The organism is Pseudomonas helleri, from assembly GCF_045830615.1.
GTDB lineage: Bacteria > Pseudomonadota > Gammaproteobacteria > Pseudomonadales > Pseudomonadaceae > Aquipseudomonas > Aquipseudomonas helleri.
In genome coordinates, this window is record NZ_CP174501.1 from 3322127 (window position 1) to 3337351 (window position 15225).

Consider the following 15225-nt stretch of genomic DNA (forward strand, 5'->3'; position numbering starts at 1 on the left):
GAGATAACAGTGAGCGATTTCATTAACTGCCACGGCCTCAAGGTTGCACCCGTGCTGCACCACTTCATTGAACACGACGTGCTGCCTGGCACCGGGCTGGATGCGCAAGCATTCTGGAGCGGTTTCGCCGGGCTAGTGCACGAACTGGCACCGATCAACCGCGCCCTGTTGGCCGAGCGTGATCGCCTGCAAGGCGAGCTGGACACCTGGCACCGCGCGCATCCCGGCCCGATCACCGACATGGCGGCGTACCGCAACTTCCTCAGCGGCATTGGCTACCTGCAGGCGCAACCGGAGCAGGTCAAGGTCAACACGGCCAACGTCGACAGCGAAATCAGCACACAGGCCGGGCCACAGTTGGTGGTGCCTGCCGCCAATGCGCGCTACGCCCTGAATGCGGCCAATGCCCGCTGGGGTTCGCTGTACGACGCGCTCTATGGCACCGATGTGATCGCCAGCGACGGCGGCGCTGAAGCGGGCCGCGCCTACAACCCGCTGCGCGGGGCCAAAGTGATTGCGTTTGCCCGGGTGTTTCTGGATCAGGCGTTCCCGCTGCAAAAGGGCTCGCACGTGGATGCCACGCGCTACCAGATTGAAGGCAGAACCCTGCTGGTCAGCCTCAAAGATGGCAGCCAGAGCGGTTTGGCCAACGCCGCCCAATACCTTGGTTATCAGGGGGCCCCCGCCGAGCCGACGGCCATTGTGCTCAAGCACAATGACCTGCACGTTGAAATCCAGATCGACCGCCACAGCGTCATCGGCCAGTCGGACGCCGCAGGGGTCAAAGACCTGCTGATGGAGGCCGCACTCTCGACCATCATCGATTGTGAAGACTCGGTAGCGGCGGTCGACGCAGACGACAAGGTGCAGGTCTATCGCAACTGGCTGGGCCTGATGAAGGGCGACCTTAAAGAAGACCTGGTCAAAAACGGCAAAACCATCACCCGACGCCTCAACCCCGACCGCGAATACACCGGCACCGACGGCTCGCCGCTGACGCTGCCGGGGCGCTCGTTGCTGTTTATCCGCAACGTCGGGCACCTGATGACCAACCCGGCGATCCTCGATAACCAGGGCCTGGAAATTCCCGAAGGGATTCTCGACGGCGTCATCACCAGCCTGATCGCCGTGCATGACCTGCAACGCCGGGGAAACTCCCGCGCTGGCAGCGTGTACATCGTCAAACCGAAAATGCATGGCCCGGCCGAAGTGGCCTTCGCCGAGCAGTTATTCAGCCGGATCGAAGACCTTCTGCAGCTCCAACGTCACACCCTGAAAATGGGCATCATGGACGAAGAGCGGCGCACCAGCGTCAACCTCAAGGCCTGCATTGGCGCCGCCGCGTCACGGGTGGCGTTCATCAACACCGGCTTTCTCGACCGCACCGGCGACGAAATCCACAGCGCCATGCAAGCCGGGGCGATGCTGCGCAAGGGCGACATGAAAGGCACGCCGTGGATTGCCGCTTACGAGCGCAACAACGTACTGGTGGGGCTTGATTGCAACTTGCGCGGCCGCGCACAGATCGGCAAAGGCATGTGGGCCATGCCGGACCGAATGGCCGACATGCTGCAACAGAAAATCGCCCACCCCCAAGCCGGTGCCACCACCGCCTGGGTGCCCTCACCCACGGCGGCGACCCTGCATGCGCTGCATTACCACCAGGTGTCGGTACACGACGTGCAAACCACCCTCGAACAGACCCGCTACGCCGACGTCAGCGAGTCCCTGCTTGAAGGGCTGCTGACCGTGCCGGTGGTGAGCAAGGCCGAATGGTCAGCGGACACCATCCGCGAAGAAGTCGAAAATAATGCCCAGGGTTTGCTGGGCTACGTGGTGCGCTGGGTTGAGCAAGGCATAGGTTGCTCCAAAGTGCCCGACATTCACGACGTGGGCCTGATGGAAGATCGCGCGACGTTGCGTATTTCCAGCCAGCACATCGCCAACTGGCTGCTGCATGGCGTGATCAGCCGCGAGCAAACCCTCGAAATCTTGCAGCGCATGGCCCGAGTGGTTGACCAGCAAAACGCCGACGACCCGCAGTACACGCCCATGGCGGCAAATTTTGATCAATCGGTCGCGTTTCAAGCGGCGTGCGCGTTGGTGTTTGAAGGGTGCGCGCAACCCAATGGCTACACCGAGCCGCTGCTGCACACGTTCCGGCTGGCGTATAAACAGTCGCAGGGGTAAACCTTGACGCAGCCTCGCGCTGCTCGGCAGCGACTACGCATCTGTAGTCGCTGCCGAGCAGCGCGAGGCTGCGATCTTTAAATCGATCGCGCCATGCCAAAACGTAGTACCCCTCTATTACCTGCCCTCCTGCAATTGGTCTCATGATCCATTGGAATGTGCTTATAACAAGAACCAGAATTCCAAGGCAGGATGAGGCAATGGCAAAGTTTATTCATTCCATGATTCGCGTAGGCGATCTCGAAAAATCCATGCATTTCTATCAGCAGGCGTTTGGGCTTATCGAGTCGCATCGCCTGGAGTTTGACGATTTCTCACTGGTGTATCTGCGCGACATCGAGAGTGGCGCAGAAATAGAACTCACCTGGAACAAGGGCCAGACCGAGTACACCCACGGCACGGGCTACGGGCACGCCGCCTTCGTGGTTGATGATCTCGATCAGCAGTTCAAGCGCCTCAGCGACTTGCAGTGGTCGCCCGCCCCCATCAAAGAATTTAAAAGAGACGGCGAACTGCTCGCGCGGTTCTTTTTTATTCAGGACCCCGATGGCTACAAGATCGAGGTGCTGCAACGTGGAGGTCACTATCAATAGAAACACCTGATTGCTTTAAACCGGCGTCCGGCTGGACGGGCTTACCGCTGTCACCCGCTCCCGCCTACCCGCGACCTGTGATTTGCCTGTGACACTGTTACTCCTATAAAAATAACAAGGAGACATTTCATGCAAGACCTAAAGGTCAATCGTCGTCGCTTCCTGCAAGGAAGTGGCGGGCTGCTGTTAGGCACCCTCATGTTCAGCTCCGGCCCTATTGCGCTGCTGGCTCCCAGCCAGTCCTGGGCCATGCAAATGAACACACTCCCCAGTGATGCAGCGTCGCAATTGTTGCTCGTGGTGCGGCGCATTTATCCCCATGACCGTATGGAAGACGCTGTCTACGCCTTTGCTGTGAAGGCGCTGGATGAGCGCGCATCGGCCGATCCTTCAATTCTGCCGCAGCTGGAAAAAGGCCTCGCCGAGCTGGACACGCTGGCGGGCGGCAAGTGGGCGAGCCTGGATGAACACCAGCAAGTGGCCCTGCTTGAAAAAATCCAGAACAGCGACTTTTTCAAGCTGGTGCGCGGCACGTCGGTCAACTCGCTGTACAGCAATGAACTGGCCTACGAGCACTTCGGCTACGAAGGCGCCTCCTTCCCTAAAGGCGGCTACCTGATGCGCGGCTTCAATGACCTGAAGTGGCTACCCGCCGCGCCAGCCGATGCCAGTCCCAGTGCGTTTTGAGGAGCAGCGAACATGACGACTTACAGTTTTGACGACGATTCGGTAGTGATCATCATCGGCTCCGGCGCAGGCGGCGGCACGCTGGCCAACGAGTTGTGCCAAAAAGGCATCCCGGTGGTGTTGCTGGAGGCTGGTGCACGGCAATCCCCGGCAACGTTTATCAACGACGAATGGCCTTCGTTTGCACAATTATCCTGGGGCGACACCCGCACCACGTCGGGCTCGTGGCAGATCGCCAAAGACTTCCCCAACCTGCCCGCCTGGATCTGCAAAACCGTGGGCGGCACCACCACCCACTGGGCCGGTGCCAGTATTCGCCTGCAAGAACACGAATTTCGCGCGCGCCAGATGTATGGCGATGTCAAAGACGCCAACCTGCTGGACTGGCCCTTGACCCTGGCTGAACTGGAGCCCTTTTACGAACGCGCCGAAAACAAAATGGGCGTGACCCGCACCCACGACATCCCCGGTTTACCGGGCAACAACAATTTTCAGGTGATGTACAACGGCGCCAAAAAGCTCGGCTACAAGGAGTGTTCAACCGGGCACATGGCAATCAACAGCCGTGGCCGTGACGGGCGCGCACAATGCATGCAGCTCGGGTTCTGTTTCCAGGGCTGCAAGATGGGCGCGAAGTGGTCCACGCTGTATACCGAAATCCCGGCCGCCGAAGCCACCGGCAAGCTCGACTTGCGCACCCAGGCCCATGCCGTGCGCATCGAACATGACGCCAAGGGCCGCGCCAATGCCGTGGTCTATGCCGATGCCCAAGGCCAGTTGCACCGGCAAAAAGGCCGTATCGTGGCGATTGCCGGCAATGCGATTGAAACACCGAGACTGTTGCTCAACTCGTCCAGCGCGATGTTTCCCCACGGTCTGGGCAATGGCTCGGGGATGGTCGGCAAGCACTACATGCGCCACACCACAGGTTCGGTGTTCGCCGAGTTCAACGACCCGGTGCATTTCTATCGGGGCACGATCATGGCGGGGCTGATCAGTGACGAGTCGCGCTTCAACCCGGATCGCGGGTTTGTCGGCGGCTATGAAATGGAGACCATTTCTCTCGGCCCATCGTTTATGGCGGCGTTTTTTAATCCGGGCGCCTGGGGCCGGGATTTCACCCGTGTGATGGACAACTACACGCATCTGGCGGGCATGTGGCTGGTGGGTGAAGACATGCCCCGCGAGACCAACCGCATCACCTTGAGTGACACCAAGGACCACTTGGGCATCCCCGTGGCCAACGTGCACTACGACGATCACCCCAATGATCTGGCCATGCGCGAGCACGCCTTCAAACAAGGCAGCGCGGTGTACGAAGCGGTGGGCGCGCTGAAAACCCACCGCGTGCCGCCCTACCCTTCAACCCACAACCTGGGCACTTGCCGCATGAGCCTGAAAGAGGCTGACGGGGTGTGCAACAAACACGGCCAGAGCCACGAGGTGCCTAACCTGTTTATCTCGGACGGAAGCCAGTTCACCACCAGCGCGGCCGAAAACCCCACGCTGACGATTGTCAGCCTGGCCATCCGGCAAGCGGATTACATTGCCGAGGCCCTTAAAACCAAGGCCGCGTAACGTTCACATCAAAAGATCGCGGGCCTCGCGATCTTTTGATCTTGATATCGCCCCGCACTTTCCGTATTGCGGAACAAATTCCGCATCTGTGATACTGGCCGCCCTTCTGACTGGCCAGGAACTCTTCTCCATGACCCATCGCTTGCGTGCCGATGCCGTGACGCTGCGTTACGAGCAACGGACGATTTCGACCGATCTTTCGGTCAGCATTATCGATGGCTCGTTCACCGTGATCGTCGGCCCCAACGCCTGTGGCAAGTCGACCTTGTTACGCGCCTTGTCCCGTTTGCTGACCCCGGCCAGCGGCCAGGTGTTGCTCGATCAGCAGGTCATCACGCAGTTGCCGGCCAAGGAAGTTGCCCGCACCCTCGGTTTGTTGCCGCAAACGGCGGTGGCCCCCGATGGCATCACCGTGGCCGATCTGGTCGCCCGTGGGCGTTATCCGCATCAGTCTTTTTTGCGCCAATGGTCGCAGGCCGACGAGCAGGCCGTCAGCGCGGCAATGGCGGCAGCGCAGGTCACGGAACTGGCCGGCCGCTTGCTGGACGAACTGTCCGGCGGCCAGCGCCAGCGTGTGTGGATTGCCATGGTGCTGGCGCAGGAAACACCGATCCTGCTGCTGGATGAACCCACCACGTTTCTCGATATTGCCCACCAGATCGAGTTGCTCGAACTGCTTGCCCGCCTCAACCGCGAGGGCCGCACGATTGTCGCCGTGCTGCACGATCTGAATCAGGCCTGCCGTTACGCTTCACACATCATTGCGATGAAGGACGGTGCGATTGTCGACCAGGGCGCTCCCAGTGAAATATTCACCGAAGCGCTGGTCGAGCAAGTGTTCGGCCTGGCATCGGTGATCATTCCTGACCCGATCACCGGCACCCCGCTGGTGGTGCCCAAGGCCCGGGCCATTGACTAAGGCTTACTCGCCACCCTGCCAGGGCAAACCGCCGGTGGACTGATTGACCCGATTGGCCGCATGGAACAGCGCACGGCGATCTTCTGGCGATTTCAACTGGCCCAGATCGGCCACGGTGGTCATCACACAGACCAGCTCACCCTGGGCGTCAAACACTGGAGCGGCCTGCCCGGTCACGTTCGACAGCAGGTGGCTGGTGAGCTCGGACCAGCAGGCACTGCGCACGTCTTCAAGCACCGCCTTGGTTGGCGGCGTGCCGCGAAAATGCGCGGGCTGTTGCTTGCGCGCTGCATCAATCGTGGTCTTCGGCAAAAAGGCCTGAAACACCAGCCCGCAGGCGGTGTTGTCCAGCGGCAAGATATCGCCCAGGGCCAAAGGGCTGATGGAGAAGTAGGCGCTGCGATACCAGCGCACCAGCGTCGGCCCGCGGTCGGTCCAGATCGCCACACCGCCACTGGCGGCATGCTGGTAGGCCAGGGCTTTCATTTGCGCGGCGGCGATTTCTACCGCGTCCACACGTTTGAGGGCGCCAATGCCAATGCTCAGTGCCGCCGGGCCGAGGTCATACAGGCCGGTGGCCGGGTCCTGTTTGGCCAGGCCTTCCTTGACCAGGCTTTGCAGGTAGCGATGGGTCGTGGAACCGCCGGTACTGGTGCGCCGGGCGACTTCACCCAAGGCCAGTTCGCGCTCAGCGCTGGCCAGCACATTCAAAAACCGTGCAGCAATGGCCACCGACTGAATCGTGCCCGAGCGCTTTTCGTTCGGGGTCTCGGGGGCCTCGTCGTCCACGCTGGCCTTCAACTTCTTCAAATAACCTCTCCTCGCCACTGTCTCGCAGCAGTCTCTCAATAGGCATCCATCGACGACGCGATGACGCAACGGCGATGCGCATGATACCGGCTTTAGCGTCCCTTACTGCGGACAAAAAAAGCAGCGTAGTACACACCAACAAATACCGCATAGAGGAATGAATTCCTTATTGAGGAACGTAATGGCTACATGCTAGGATCGCCATTAACGAGGATCATTCTCATTTGGAGCATCTCTTGAAGGCCTATCCATCCCGCAAGCTGAGCCGTGGTTTCAGCGTTTTAACCTTGTATACCCTGCTCGGCGCGTCCTGTGCGCTGGCAGAAGAGAGCGTGGTCAGCGAGAAGAAAACATCGCTGGTGTTCGAGCCGATTACCGTCACTGGCGAGAAACTTGAGCGTGAGTTAAAGAACACCGCCTCGTCGGTCACGGTCATCAGCGGTCGCGAAATCGACCAGCAAAAAACCGGTGACTCGACGGTTCACGAAGTGCTCCAGGGCGTACCCAACGTGATCTACACCGACACCGTGGGCGCTCCGGTCATTCGCGGGATGGACAGCCAGGGGCCGAACAACGGGCAGAACGTGTTCTGGGGCGGCACCGTGCCCCGCGCGACGATCAACCTCGACGGCCATTACCTGAATTACAACGAGATGTTCTTTGGCGCGACGTCGGTCTGGGACCTGGACAGCATCGAAGTGTTCCGCGGGCCGCAAACCACCTCGCAAGGGGCCAACGCGATTGCCGGGGCGATCATCGTCAACACCAAAAACCCGACCTTCACCCCCGAGGCGCTGTACCAGGCCGAAATCGGCAACTACAACCACAAACGCACCTCGATTGCCCTCTCCGGCCCGCTGATGGGCGAAGACCTGGCGGGCCGTCTGGCGGTGGATTACTCGGCCCGCGACACGTTTATTGACTACACCAGCCCCAACTTCCAGAAGGGCAAGACCGATCAGGACTTCAGCGCGCTGAACGCCCGCGCCAAACTGCTCTGGCTACCCAGCTCGATCACCGGACTGGAAGCCAAGCTGACACTGGTCCATAACGACAGCAACCGCCCCAGCCAGGAAGCGGCCTCCGAGCCTTTCCACAAGCTCGACCACACCACCACGACCATGCCGTCGTGGGAGCAGACCACCAACACCGGGATCCTCGATGTCAGCTATGACTTCGACAACGGCCTCAAACTGTTCAACCAGGCCCAGTACTCGCACTCCAGTGTCAAACGCTACACCGGCATTCGCGGCCAGGGCGACGCCGACGTCAAGCAGAACAACCTGTCCAACGAAACGCGCCTGACCTTTGGTGACCAGCACAGCGAATTCAGCGGCGTCGGCGGCGTGTATGTGGCCCGCACCAAATCCGATGAATCCCTGCTGCTGTCGGGGCTGTCGAGCTTTGATGACACCAAGGAAAACTACGGTGTCTTCGGTGAATTGAATTACCGCCTGAACGACCGCTGGACCCTCAGCAGCGGCCTGCGTTATCAGGAAGACCGCATTGACCGCCAGGGCACCTCGGTGCTCGCCCCCGGCCCGCTGGACTACCAGAAAACCTTTTCGGCGTTTCTGCCCAAAGTGTCGCTGGCCTTTGCCGCCACCCCGGACTGGACCGTCGGCGCGATGGTCAGCCGTGGCTACAACCCGGGCGGCATGTCGCTTAACCTGAGCACCCGCCAGTGGCAGGATTTCAAGGAAGAATCGGTGTGGAACTATGAACTGTTCACCCGCGCCAACCTGCTCAATGACCGGCTGATCCTCAGCGCCAACCTGTTCTACATGGACTTCAAGGACGCGCAGTACAACATCCCGGTGGTGATCTCGCCCGGCGTCGCCCAGTCGTACACCATCAATGCCGAAAAAGCCCATGGCTACGGGCTTGAGCTGGGTGCGGACTACCAAGTGCTGGACACCCTCAAACTGCGCGGCAGCGTTGGCACCTTGCGCACCCGCATCGACAAGATCTCCAGCAACGAATCGTATGAAGCCAATGAATTTGCCCGTTCCCCCGGCTACAGCCTGAGCTTTGGCCCGAGCTGGGACATCACCGATAAAGCCAATCTGTCGGTGCAAGTGCGGCATTTCGACGGCTACTACTCCGACACCGCCAACACCAAGAGCCTGAGCATCGACTCGTACACCCTGACCGATGCGCGCATGAGTTATCGCTTCAGTGAAGCGGTCGAGCTGTATGGCTACGTGAAGAACGTCTTCGACGACCGCTCCGCTATTTACATGCAGCAAAACCGTGGCATCGGCGGCCTTGAAGCGAGCATGACCACACCCCGGATGTTCGGCATCGGGGTCAAGGGCGCGTTCTAATCCCACGCCTCCTGTAGGAGCGAGCTTGTCTCGCGATCTTTTTATTCAGGTCACAAAGGTTTGATCATGAGTCGCAAAAAATACCTGCACATCGGACTGTCCCTGGCGCCCACCTGGTTGAGCGGCGACGGCTGGAGACGCGAAAACAGCAACATCGAAGGGATTTTCACCGCTGATTACGCCATTGACCTGGCCCGCCGCGCCGAAGCCGCACACCTGGACTTTGTGTTCCGCCCGGACGTCAGCAGCATGCCCACCGAAATGCTTGCCAGCGGCTCCGGCTTTGCCAGCCTCGACCCCACCGTGCTGCTGGCGGCCGTCGCCCGGGAAACCACGCATATCGGCCTGGTCTCAACCGTCTCGACCACCTTTTTTCCGCCGTACGTGGTTGCCCGTCAGTTGCAATCGCTGAACTGGGTGAGCCGTGGCCGCGCGGGCTGGAACATCGTCACCGCCCTGCAAGGCCACGAAAATTTTGGCCTGGAACACATGCCCGGCGCCGAAGAGCGCTATGAGCGCGCCGCCGAATTCACCCAGGTGGTGCAGGCGCTGTGGGCCAGCTTCCCCAGTGAAGCCTTGCAGATTGACCGCGCCAGCGGCCGTTATGCGGACGTGGCCCAGGTCAATCCGATCAACCATGACGGCAAGCACCTCAAGGTCAAAGGCCCGCTCAATTTGCCCGCCTTCCCCGACACCCGCATCCCGCTGATTCAAGCCGGCGCGTCAGACTCCGGGCGCGATTTTGCGGCCTCGGTGGCCGACCTGGTGTTCGCCCCGACGCCCGACATAGAGGCCGCCCAAGACCTGCGGCGCGACCTGTCTGAACGTGCCCTGCGCCACGGTCGCAACCCGGCGGATATTCGTTTGTTGCCCGGCCTCAGCCTGTACCTGGCCGCCACCCGCGAAGAAGCCCGCGCCCTGTTTATGCAAACCCATGCCCGCCTCGACCGCACGCGCAAACTGGCGTCGATCAAAGACATGATCGGCCTCGACCTGAGCAACTGGGCAGCCGATCGCCTGGTGACCAGGGCCGATCTGCCTGAAGTACCGCCCAGTGCCGGGAGCCGTACCCACAACAGCCTGCTGCGACGCCTGATCGAACGCGAATCACTGACCATTGACCAACTGCTGCTGCGCCCGGAAGTGATTTCGGCGGCGCACTGGCAAGTGGTGGGCACCGTCGACGATGCCGTGGAGCAGATCCTTGAATGGGCCGACTCGGGTGCCATCGACGGCTTTATCGCGGCGCCGGGAGGGGCTGTCGAGTCCGTGCATTTATTTCTGCAGCAGGTGATGCCGCGTCTGGTACAAGCCGGACGTTTCCGCGAGCAATACAGCGGCTCGACCTTTGCCCATCACCTCAACGAGCCATGCACCGATGATTAAACTGCGCGCCCTGCCCTTGTTGTCGCTGGCGGCCTTGCTGCTGGCCAGTGTCGCCCACGCCGCCGACACACCCCGGCGCATCGTTTCGACCACTCCCAGCGTGACCGGCATCTTGCTGGCCATGAACGCGCCCTTGATCGCCACCGCCGCGACCACCCCCAGCCGGCTGTCTGACGCCAAGGGCTTTTTCACGCAATGGGCTGAGGTGGCCGACCAACGCGGGGTGCAGGTGCTGTACAGCAATTTGCTGTTCGACATCGAAGCGGTGATCGGCCAGGACCCGGACCTGCTGGTGCTGTCTGCCACCGGGGCCGACAGCGTGATTCAGCATCAGGGTGAGCTGCAAGCCCAGGGCATCAACACCACCGTGGTCAACTACTCGAACCAGAGCTGGCAGCAAATGGCAGTTGAACTGGGCAAGGTGACGGGCCTGGAACAGCAGGCACAGGACGCGATCAAGCGCTTCGACGACTACACCGCGCAGGTTGCCGCGACCCTGACACCGCCAGCCGAACCGGTGAGCGTGGTCGGCTATAACATTGCCGGGAGTTACTCGGTCGGCCTGCCGAGCAGCCCGCAGGCGCGCCTGTTGTCGGCGCTGGGTTTCAAGGTCGCGGGTTTGCCCGAGGCGCTGGACGCGCAAGTGCGACGCAGCTCGGACGTGGGATTTATTTCACGTGAAAACCTGTCCAGGGCGATTGTCGGTGACAGCGTGTTTTTACTCGGCGGCAATGACGCCGACGTGCAAGCGTTTCTCGCGGATCCGGTGCTGGCCAACCTGCCTGCGGTGATCAATAAACGGGTCTACCCGCTGGGAGTCAGCTCGTTTCGCATCGACTATTACTCGGGGCGGCAAATGATCGACACCGTGGCACGGAGTTTTCACTGAGTGAGGCCATTGTCTTTGCAATACACCGCACGCGGTGATGCCCGCCAACGCAAGCGTTACCGGGGGCTGATCGGCGGCGTGGCGCTGCTGCTGTTGATGAGTGTGCTGAGCTTGACGCTGGGCTCACGCTCGATTGATCTGGCGCAGGTGCTGGACGCGCTCAGGCATTACGACCGGCATAACGACTTGCACCTGATCGTGCGCGAAATGCGCGTGCCGCGCACGCTGGTGGCGATCCTCGCCGGGCTGGCCCTGGGCTTGGCGGGGGCGATCATGCAAGCCGTGACGCGCAACCCGCTGGCCGAACCGGGCCTGCTGGGGATCAACGCCGGTGCCGCGTTGGCGGTGATCATCGGCGCGGTGGCGTTCCAGGTGGTCACGCCACTGGCCTATGTCTGGTTTGCCTTTATCGGCGCCGGGCTGGCCGGGATAGCGGTGTTCATCATCGGCCAGGCCCACTCCAGCGGGAACAACCCGGTACGGCTGGTACTGGCTGGGGCCGGGTTGTCGATCATGCTGACCTCGATCACCGGAATCTTCATTCTCAATGCCCCCACCGAGGTGTTCGATCAGTTTCGCCATTGGGCTTCTGGATCACTTGAGCGCAGCGGGCTGGAGGCAGCCGCCGTCTTGGCCGTGGCGGTCAGCCTCGGCTGCACGGTGGCCCTGCTGATTGTCAGCAACTTGAACATTTTGGCGTTGGGCAAGGACCTGGGCCTGGCACTCGGCGCCAGCCCGCGCTCGACCTGGCTGCTGGCGTGCCTGGCGGTCATGCTGCTGGCCGGGGCAGCCACGGCCGGGGCCGGGCCGATTGCCTTTGTCGGGCTGGTGGCACCGCACATTGCCCGCTTGCTGGTGGGCCCGGATTATCGCTGGATCCTGCCCTACTCCGGGCTCTACGCGGCCATTCTGTTGCTGGGCGCCGACGTGCTGGGCCGGGTGGTGGTCGCCCCGTCTGAAATCGCTGCCGGGATCGTCGCCCTGTTACTCGGCGGGCCCTTCTTTATTGCTGTGGTGCGCAAGTACCGACTGAGCCAACTATGAAAAACAGCCTGCCCGCCGTGGTTCGTTTCGCCCACTGCTCGTTTGTCTGGCGCCCACGGGCGGCATTGATCGGCGCCGGTTTAATGCTCTTGGCGCTGCTGCTGGCCGTGCTGTTGCTGGGCATCGGCACCTTGCACCTGAGCCCAGGTCAAGTGCTCGTCAGCCTGTTCGGCCTGGGTGACAATCCGACGGCCGAGCGGATCATTCAGCGGGTGCGTTTGCCCCGCGTGCTCACCGCCGTGTTCGTCGGCGCCGCGTTGGGCATGGCAGGGTCGGTGTTTCAGTCGATCTCGCGCAATGCGCTGGGCTCGCCGGACATCATTGGCTTTACCACCGGCGCAGCCAGTGGCGCCATTGTGCAAATCATCCTGTTCAATGCCGGGCCATTGGGCACCTCGCTGGCGGCCGTACTCTCAGGCGTCTGCACAGCCGCCGTGGTGTTTGTCCTGTCGCTGAAAGGCCGCACCACGGGCGGCTACCGTCTGGTGCTGGTGGGGATTGGCGTCGGCGCCATGCTCACCGGCCTCAACACTGTCTTGCTGGTGACCGGCGACCTCGATCAGGCCATGACCGCGCAACTGTGGTTGTCGGGTTCGCTGAACACCCGCACCTGGTCCCACGTGGTGCCGGCTGCAATAGGCTTTGTGCTGATCGTGCCGATTGCGATCTACCATGCGCGGCAATTGAACATTCTCGAGATGGGTGACGACACCGCTTGCCAACTGGGCGTCCCGGTTGAGCGCTCGCGACTGATGATGGTCATGGCCGCCGTGGGCTTGACCTCGATCGCCACGGCAGCGGCCGGGCCGATCAGCTTTATCGCCCTGGCAGCGCCGCAACTGGCCAGACGCCTGACCGGCTCACCGGACATCCCGCTGGTGTCCGGCGCCATTATGGGCGCCCTGCTGTTACTCAGCGCCGATCTGGCGAGCCAGCGCTTCCCCTTGAACCTCAACCTGCCCATCGGCCTGACCACCGGGCTGTTGGGCGGGTTTTACCTGCTGTGGCTACTGACCCGAAGTCGCAAGCCAATCGGCTAACCCTCCCTGTAGGAGCGAGCTTGCATCGCGATCTTTTGCTCTTAAACAACGCATTCCCACGCAAAAATTAATTCCTCTGTAATCCGCAGAAAAGCCGTTGTGTCCGCTCGAAGACTGATGTTATGTTGATAACACAAAGAGTGAAAATGACACTCATATAACACTCACCTGTCGGCGCGCGTTGATCTTTATGGAAAAAAACAATTTTTTTCAGTTGCTGGAACATGAGTTTTCCAGCATGACGCCGACCGGCAAGCGCATTGCCAGTTACTTGCTCGGCAACCCGCAACAACTCCCTTTCGAGTCCGCGGACAGCATTGCGCTGCAAGCCTCAACCACCGGAATTTCGGTCGGGCGGTTCTTGCGCTCGTTGGGTTATCAGAACCTCGACGACGTCAAACAGAGCTTGCGCGGTGAAGTGCCTGCGTCCTGGTTGATCACCGACCGGATTGCAGCCTTTCGCGCTGAAAGCAACGGCGGTGACGCGCTCGACCGTTCGATGCAACGTGAAATCGAAGCGATCCAGTACGTCTATGAAGTGGCGCGCAGCGAAGCCTTTGCCCAGATCGTCAAACGCATCCACGAAGCCGATGCCGTGTTTATTATCGGCATCCAGTCCACCCGCGGGATTCTCACGGCCTTTCACAGCCACCTTGAGTACATCCGCCCCAAGGTTTTCTACGTAGACGGCCTGTCCGGTATTTATGCCGAAACCTTGAACTCAGGCTTCGACAACCCCTACGCGATCATTGCCGACTTTCGCGCGTATTCCAGTGTGACCCAGACCTTCTGCCAGGCGGCCCTTGAAAACGCATTGCCGCTGGCCCTGATTACCGACCTGCAATGCCCGTGGGCCCGTGACTACGCGCTGGATCTGTTGCAGATCAAAACCGATGTTGGCCAATTCTGGGATTCCCCGGCGCCGCTGGCATGCCTGTTGAATCTCATGGTTTCAGCTGTTGCGCAGCAATATGGCGAGCATCTGGACGAACGTTTGGCCAAGAACCGTCAACTGCAAAAAGCCTTCGGCCAGTTCGAAGGTTAAGTGCAGTGCCCCAACCGATTTCACCCTGAGTGAGTGTGTGAATCAGAGCGTTACCAGTCCCAGCCCGCTGATTGAGATTGATGCCCGGCAGTTTCAGGTGCAGATCAACATGATCTACGCCACTGCCGACAATCTGGCCGGCAAAGTGATCTACCCGACAACCCGTTGCCTGCTGCATCGCGATGCCGCTGCCTGCCTGCGCAAGGCCAGCGAACTGGCGCGACTGGCCGGTTACAGCCTGCTGATTTATGACGCCTACCGGCCGCCTGCTGCGCAGTTCCTGTTGTGGGAAGCCCTGCCCAACGGCGACTACGTGCGCGATCCGCACCTGGGTTCACACCACAGTCGCGGTGTCGCGGTTGACCTGACACTGGTGGACGGCGACGGTGTAGCGCTGGATATGGGCACGGGTTTCGACACCATGGAGGAGCCCTCGCACCAGTTCTACCCACACTTGCCCGTGCAGGTGCAACGCAATCGCTTGCTGCTGTTAGGAGTGATGCTCGGAGCCGGCTTTCAGCCGATCGCCAGTGAATGGTGGCATTACGAATTACCCAACGCCGACGATTACCCGTTGATCCACGAGTAACACCTGTTTGAGCCGTAAAGGTCGATGAAACCAAAGAGTTTCAGGGCCAACGCACTGCCAGAAAAGAACAACAAAAACGCTGCAAACATGCTTCAACTGCTACTGCCCGGTTATAGATTCCAAAAAAA

General features: G+C 60.8%; 13 protein-coding genes. 12 read left to right on the plus strand and 1 reads right to left on the minus strand.

Features of this window, described 5'->3' with window-relative positions; all coding sequences use genetic code 11:
- Positions 1 to 9: 9 nt before the first annotated feature.
- The 5 genes from ACJJU9_RS14740 (at position 10) to ACJJU9_RS14760 (ending at position 5967) form a co-directional block, all read left to right on the plus strand.
- Positions 10 to 2190 (plus strand): malate synthase G, encoded by a 2181-nt coding sequence (locus tag ACJJU9_RS14740; RefSeq protein WP_407728856.1) that lies wholly within the window; start codon positions 10 to 12, stop codon positions 2188 to 2190.
- A gap of 200 nt (positions 2191 to 2390) precedes the next feature.
- Positions 2391 to 2783 (plus strand): VOC family protein, encoded by a 393-nt coding sequence (locus ACJJU9_RS14745; protein ID WP_123751484.1) that lies wholly within the window; start codon positions 2391 to 2393, stop codon positions 2781 to 2783.
- Positions 2784 to 2912: 129 nt separating this feature from the next.
- Positions 2913 to 3470 (plus strand): tat (twin-arginine translocation) pathway signal sequence, encoded by a 558-nt coding sequence (locus tag ACJJU9_RS14750; protein WP_407728857.1) that lies wholly within the window; start codon positions 2913 to 2915, stop codon positions 3468 to 3470.
- 12 nt (positions 3471 to 3482) lie between these two features.
- Positions 3483 to 5048 (plus strand): GMC family oxidoreductase, encoded by a 1566-nt coding sequence (locus ACJJU9_RS14755; protein WP_407728858.1) that lies wholly within the window; start codon positions 3483 to 3485, stop codon positions 5046 to 5048.
- A gap of 130 nt (positions 5049 to 5178) precedes the next feature.
- Complete coding sequence (locus ACJJU9_RS14760; protein ID WP_048369264.1) at positions 5179 to 5967, plus strand: ABC transporter ATP-binding protein; 789 nt, start codon at positions 5179 to 5181, stop codon at positions 5965 to 5967.
- Positions 5968 to 5970: 3 nt separating this feature from the next.
- On the opposite strand, the gene ACJJU9_RS14765 is transcribed toward ACJJU9_RS14760, so the two are convergent.
- Positions 5971 to 6756: an IclR family transcriptional regulator gene (locus tag ACJJU9_RS14765; protein WP_088500249.1), complete on the minus strand. Its 786-nt coding sequence runs from the start codon at positions 6754 to 6756 to the stop codon at positions 5971 to 5973.
- A 257-nt stretch (positions 6757 to 7013) separates the two neighbouring features.
- Here ACJJU9_RS14765 and ACJJU9_RS14770 point away from each other — a divergent pair, with 257 nt between their 5' ends.
- The 7 genes from ACJJU9_RS14770 (at position 7014) to ddpX (ending at position 15097) form a co-directional block, all read left to right on the plus strand.
- Complete coding sequence (locus ACJJU9_RS14770; protein WP_407728859.1) at positions 7014 to 9104, plus strand: TonB-dependent receptor; 2091 nt, start codon at positions 7014 to 7016, stop codon at positions 9102 to 9104.
- A 66-nt stretch (positions 9105 to 9170) separates the two neighbouring features.
- Positions 9171 to 10490 carry an NtaA/DmoA family FMN-dependent monooxygenase gene (locus ACJJU9_RS14775; protein WP_407728860.1) on the plus strand — a complete coding sequence of 440 codons (1320 nt, stop codon included), beginning with the start codon at positions 9171 to 9173 and terminating at the stop codon, positions 10488 to 10490.
- The gene (gene fepB, locus ACJJU9_RS14780) at positions 10483 to 11379 is read left to right on the plus strand and encodes a Fe2+-enterobactin ABC transporter substrate-binding protein (RefSeq protein ID WP_407728861.1); all 897 of its coding nucleotides are present in this window, start codon (positions 10483 to 10485) and stop codon (positions 11377 to 11379) included. Before ACJJU9_RS14775 ends, fepB begins: the two co-directional genes overlap by 8 nt.
- A gap of 96 nt (positions 11380 to 11475) precedes the next feature.
- A complete protein-coding gene (locus tag ACJJU9_RS14785) occupies positions 11476 to 12423 on the plus strand; it encodes a FecCD family ABC transporter permease (RefSeq protein ID WP_407730999.1) in 948 nt (315 codons plus the stop codon).
- Positions 12420 to 13463 (plus strand): FecCD family ABC transporter permease, encoded by a 1044-nt coding sequence (locus ACJJU9_RS14790; RefSeq protein ID WP_407728862.1) that lies wholly within the window; start codon positions 12420 to 12422, stop codon positions 13461 to 13463. The genes ACJJU9_RS14785 and ACJJU9_RS14790 overlap by 4 nt, the downstream gene beginning before the upstream one ends.
- Before the next feature lie 190 nt (positions 13464 to 13653).
- On the plus strand, positions 13654 to 14508 hold the full coding sequence (locus ACJJU9_RS14795; RefSeq protein ID WP_407728863.1) for a MurR/RpiR family transcriptional regulator: 855 nt from the start codon (positions 13654 to 13656) through the stop codon (positions 14506 to 14508).
- Positions 14509 to 14545: 37 nt separating this feature from the next.
- Positions 14546 to 15097 carry a D-alanyl-D-alanine dipeptidase gene (gene ddpX, locus ACJJU9_RS14800; RefSeq protein WP_262123637.1) on the plus strand — a complete coding sequence of 184 codons (552 nt, stop codon included), beginning with the start codon at positions 14546 to 14548 and terminating at the stop codon, positions 15095 to 15097.
- The last annotated feature ends 128 nt before the right edge of the window (positions 15098 to 15225 follow it).

Bases quoted from the DNA above. Each gene is read 5' to 3' on its own strand.
- ACJJU9_RS14750 (WP_407728857.1), top strand. From the start codon at position 2,913: ATGCAAGACCTAAAGGTCAATCGTCGTCGCTTCCTGCAAGGAAGTGGC.
- ACJJU9_RS14760 (WP_048369264.1), top strand. From the start codon at position 5,179: ATGACCCATCGCTTGCGTGCCGATGCCGTGACGCTGCGTTACGAGCAA.
- ACJJU9_RS14755 (WP_407728858.1), top strand. From the start codon at position 3,483: ATGACGACTTACAGTTTTGACGACGATTCGGTAGTGATCATCATCGGC.
- fepB (WP_407728861.1), top strand. From the start codon at position 10,483: ATGATTAAACTGCGCGCCCTGCCCTTGTTGTCGCTGGCGGCCTTGCTG.
- ACJJU9_RS14745 (WP_123751484.1), top strand. From the start codon at position 2,391: ATGGCAAAGTTTATTCATTCCATGATTCGCGTAGGCGATCTCGAAAAA.
- ACJJU9_RS14775 (WP_407728860.1), top strand. From the start codon at position 9,171: ATGAGTCGCAAAAAATACCTGCACATCGGACTGTCCCTGGCGCCCACC.
- ACJJU9_RS14790 (WP_407728862.1), top strand. From the start codon at position 12,420: ATGAAAAACAGCCTGCCCGCCGTGGTTCGTTTCGCCCACTGCTCGTTT.
- ACJJU9_RS14785 (WP_407730999.1), top strand. From the start codon at position 11,476: ATGAGTGTGCTGAGCTTGACGCTGGGCTCACGCTCGATTGATCTGGCG.
- ACJJU9_RS14795 (WP_407728863.1), top strand. From the start codon at position 13,654: ATGGAAAAAAACAATTTTTTTCAGTTGCTGGAACATGAGTTTTCCAGC.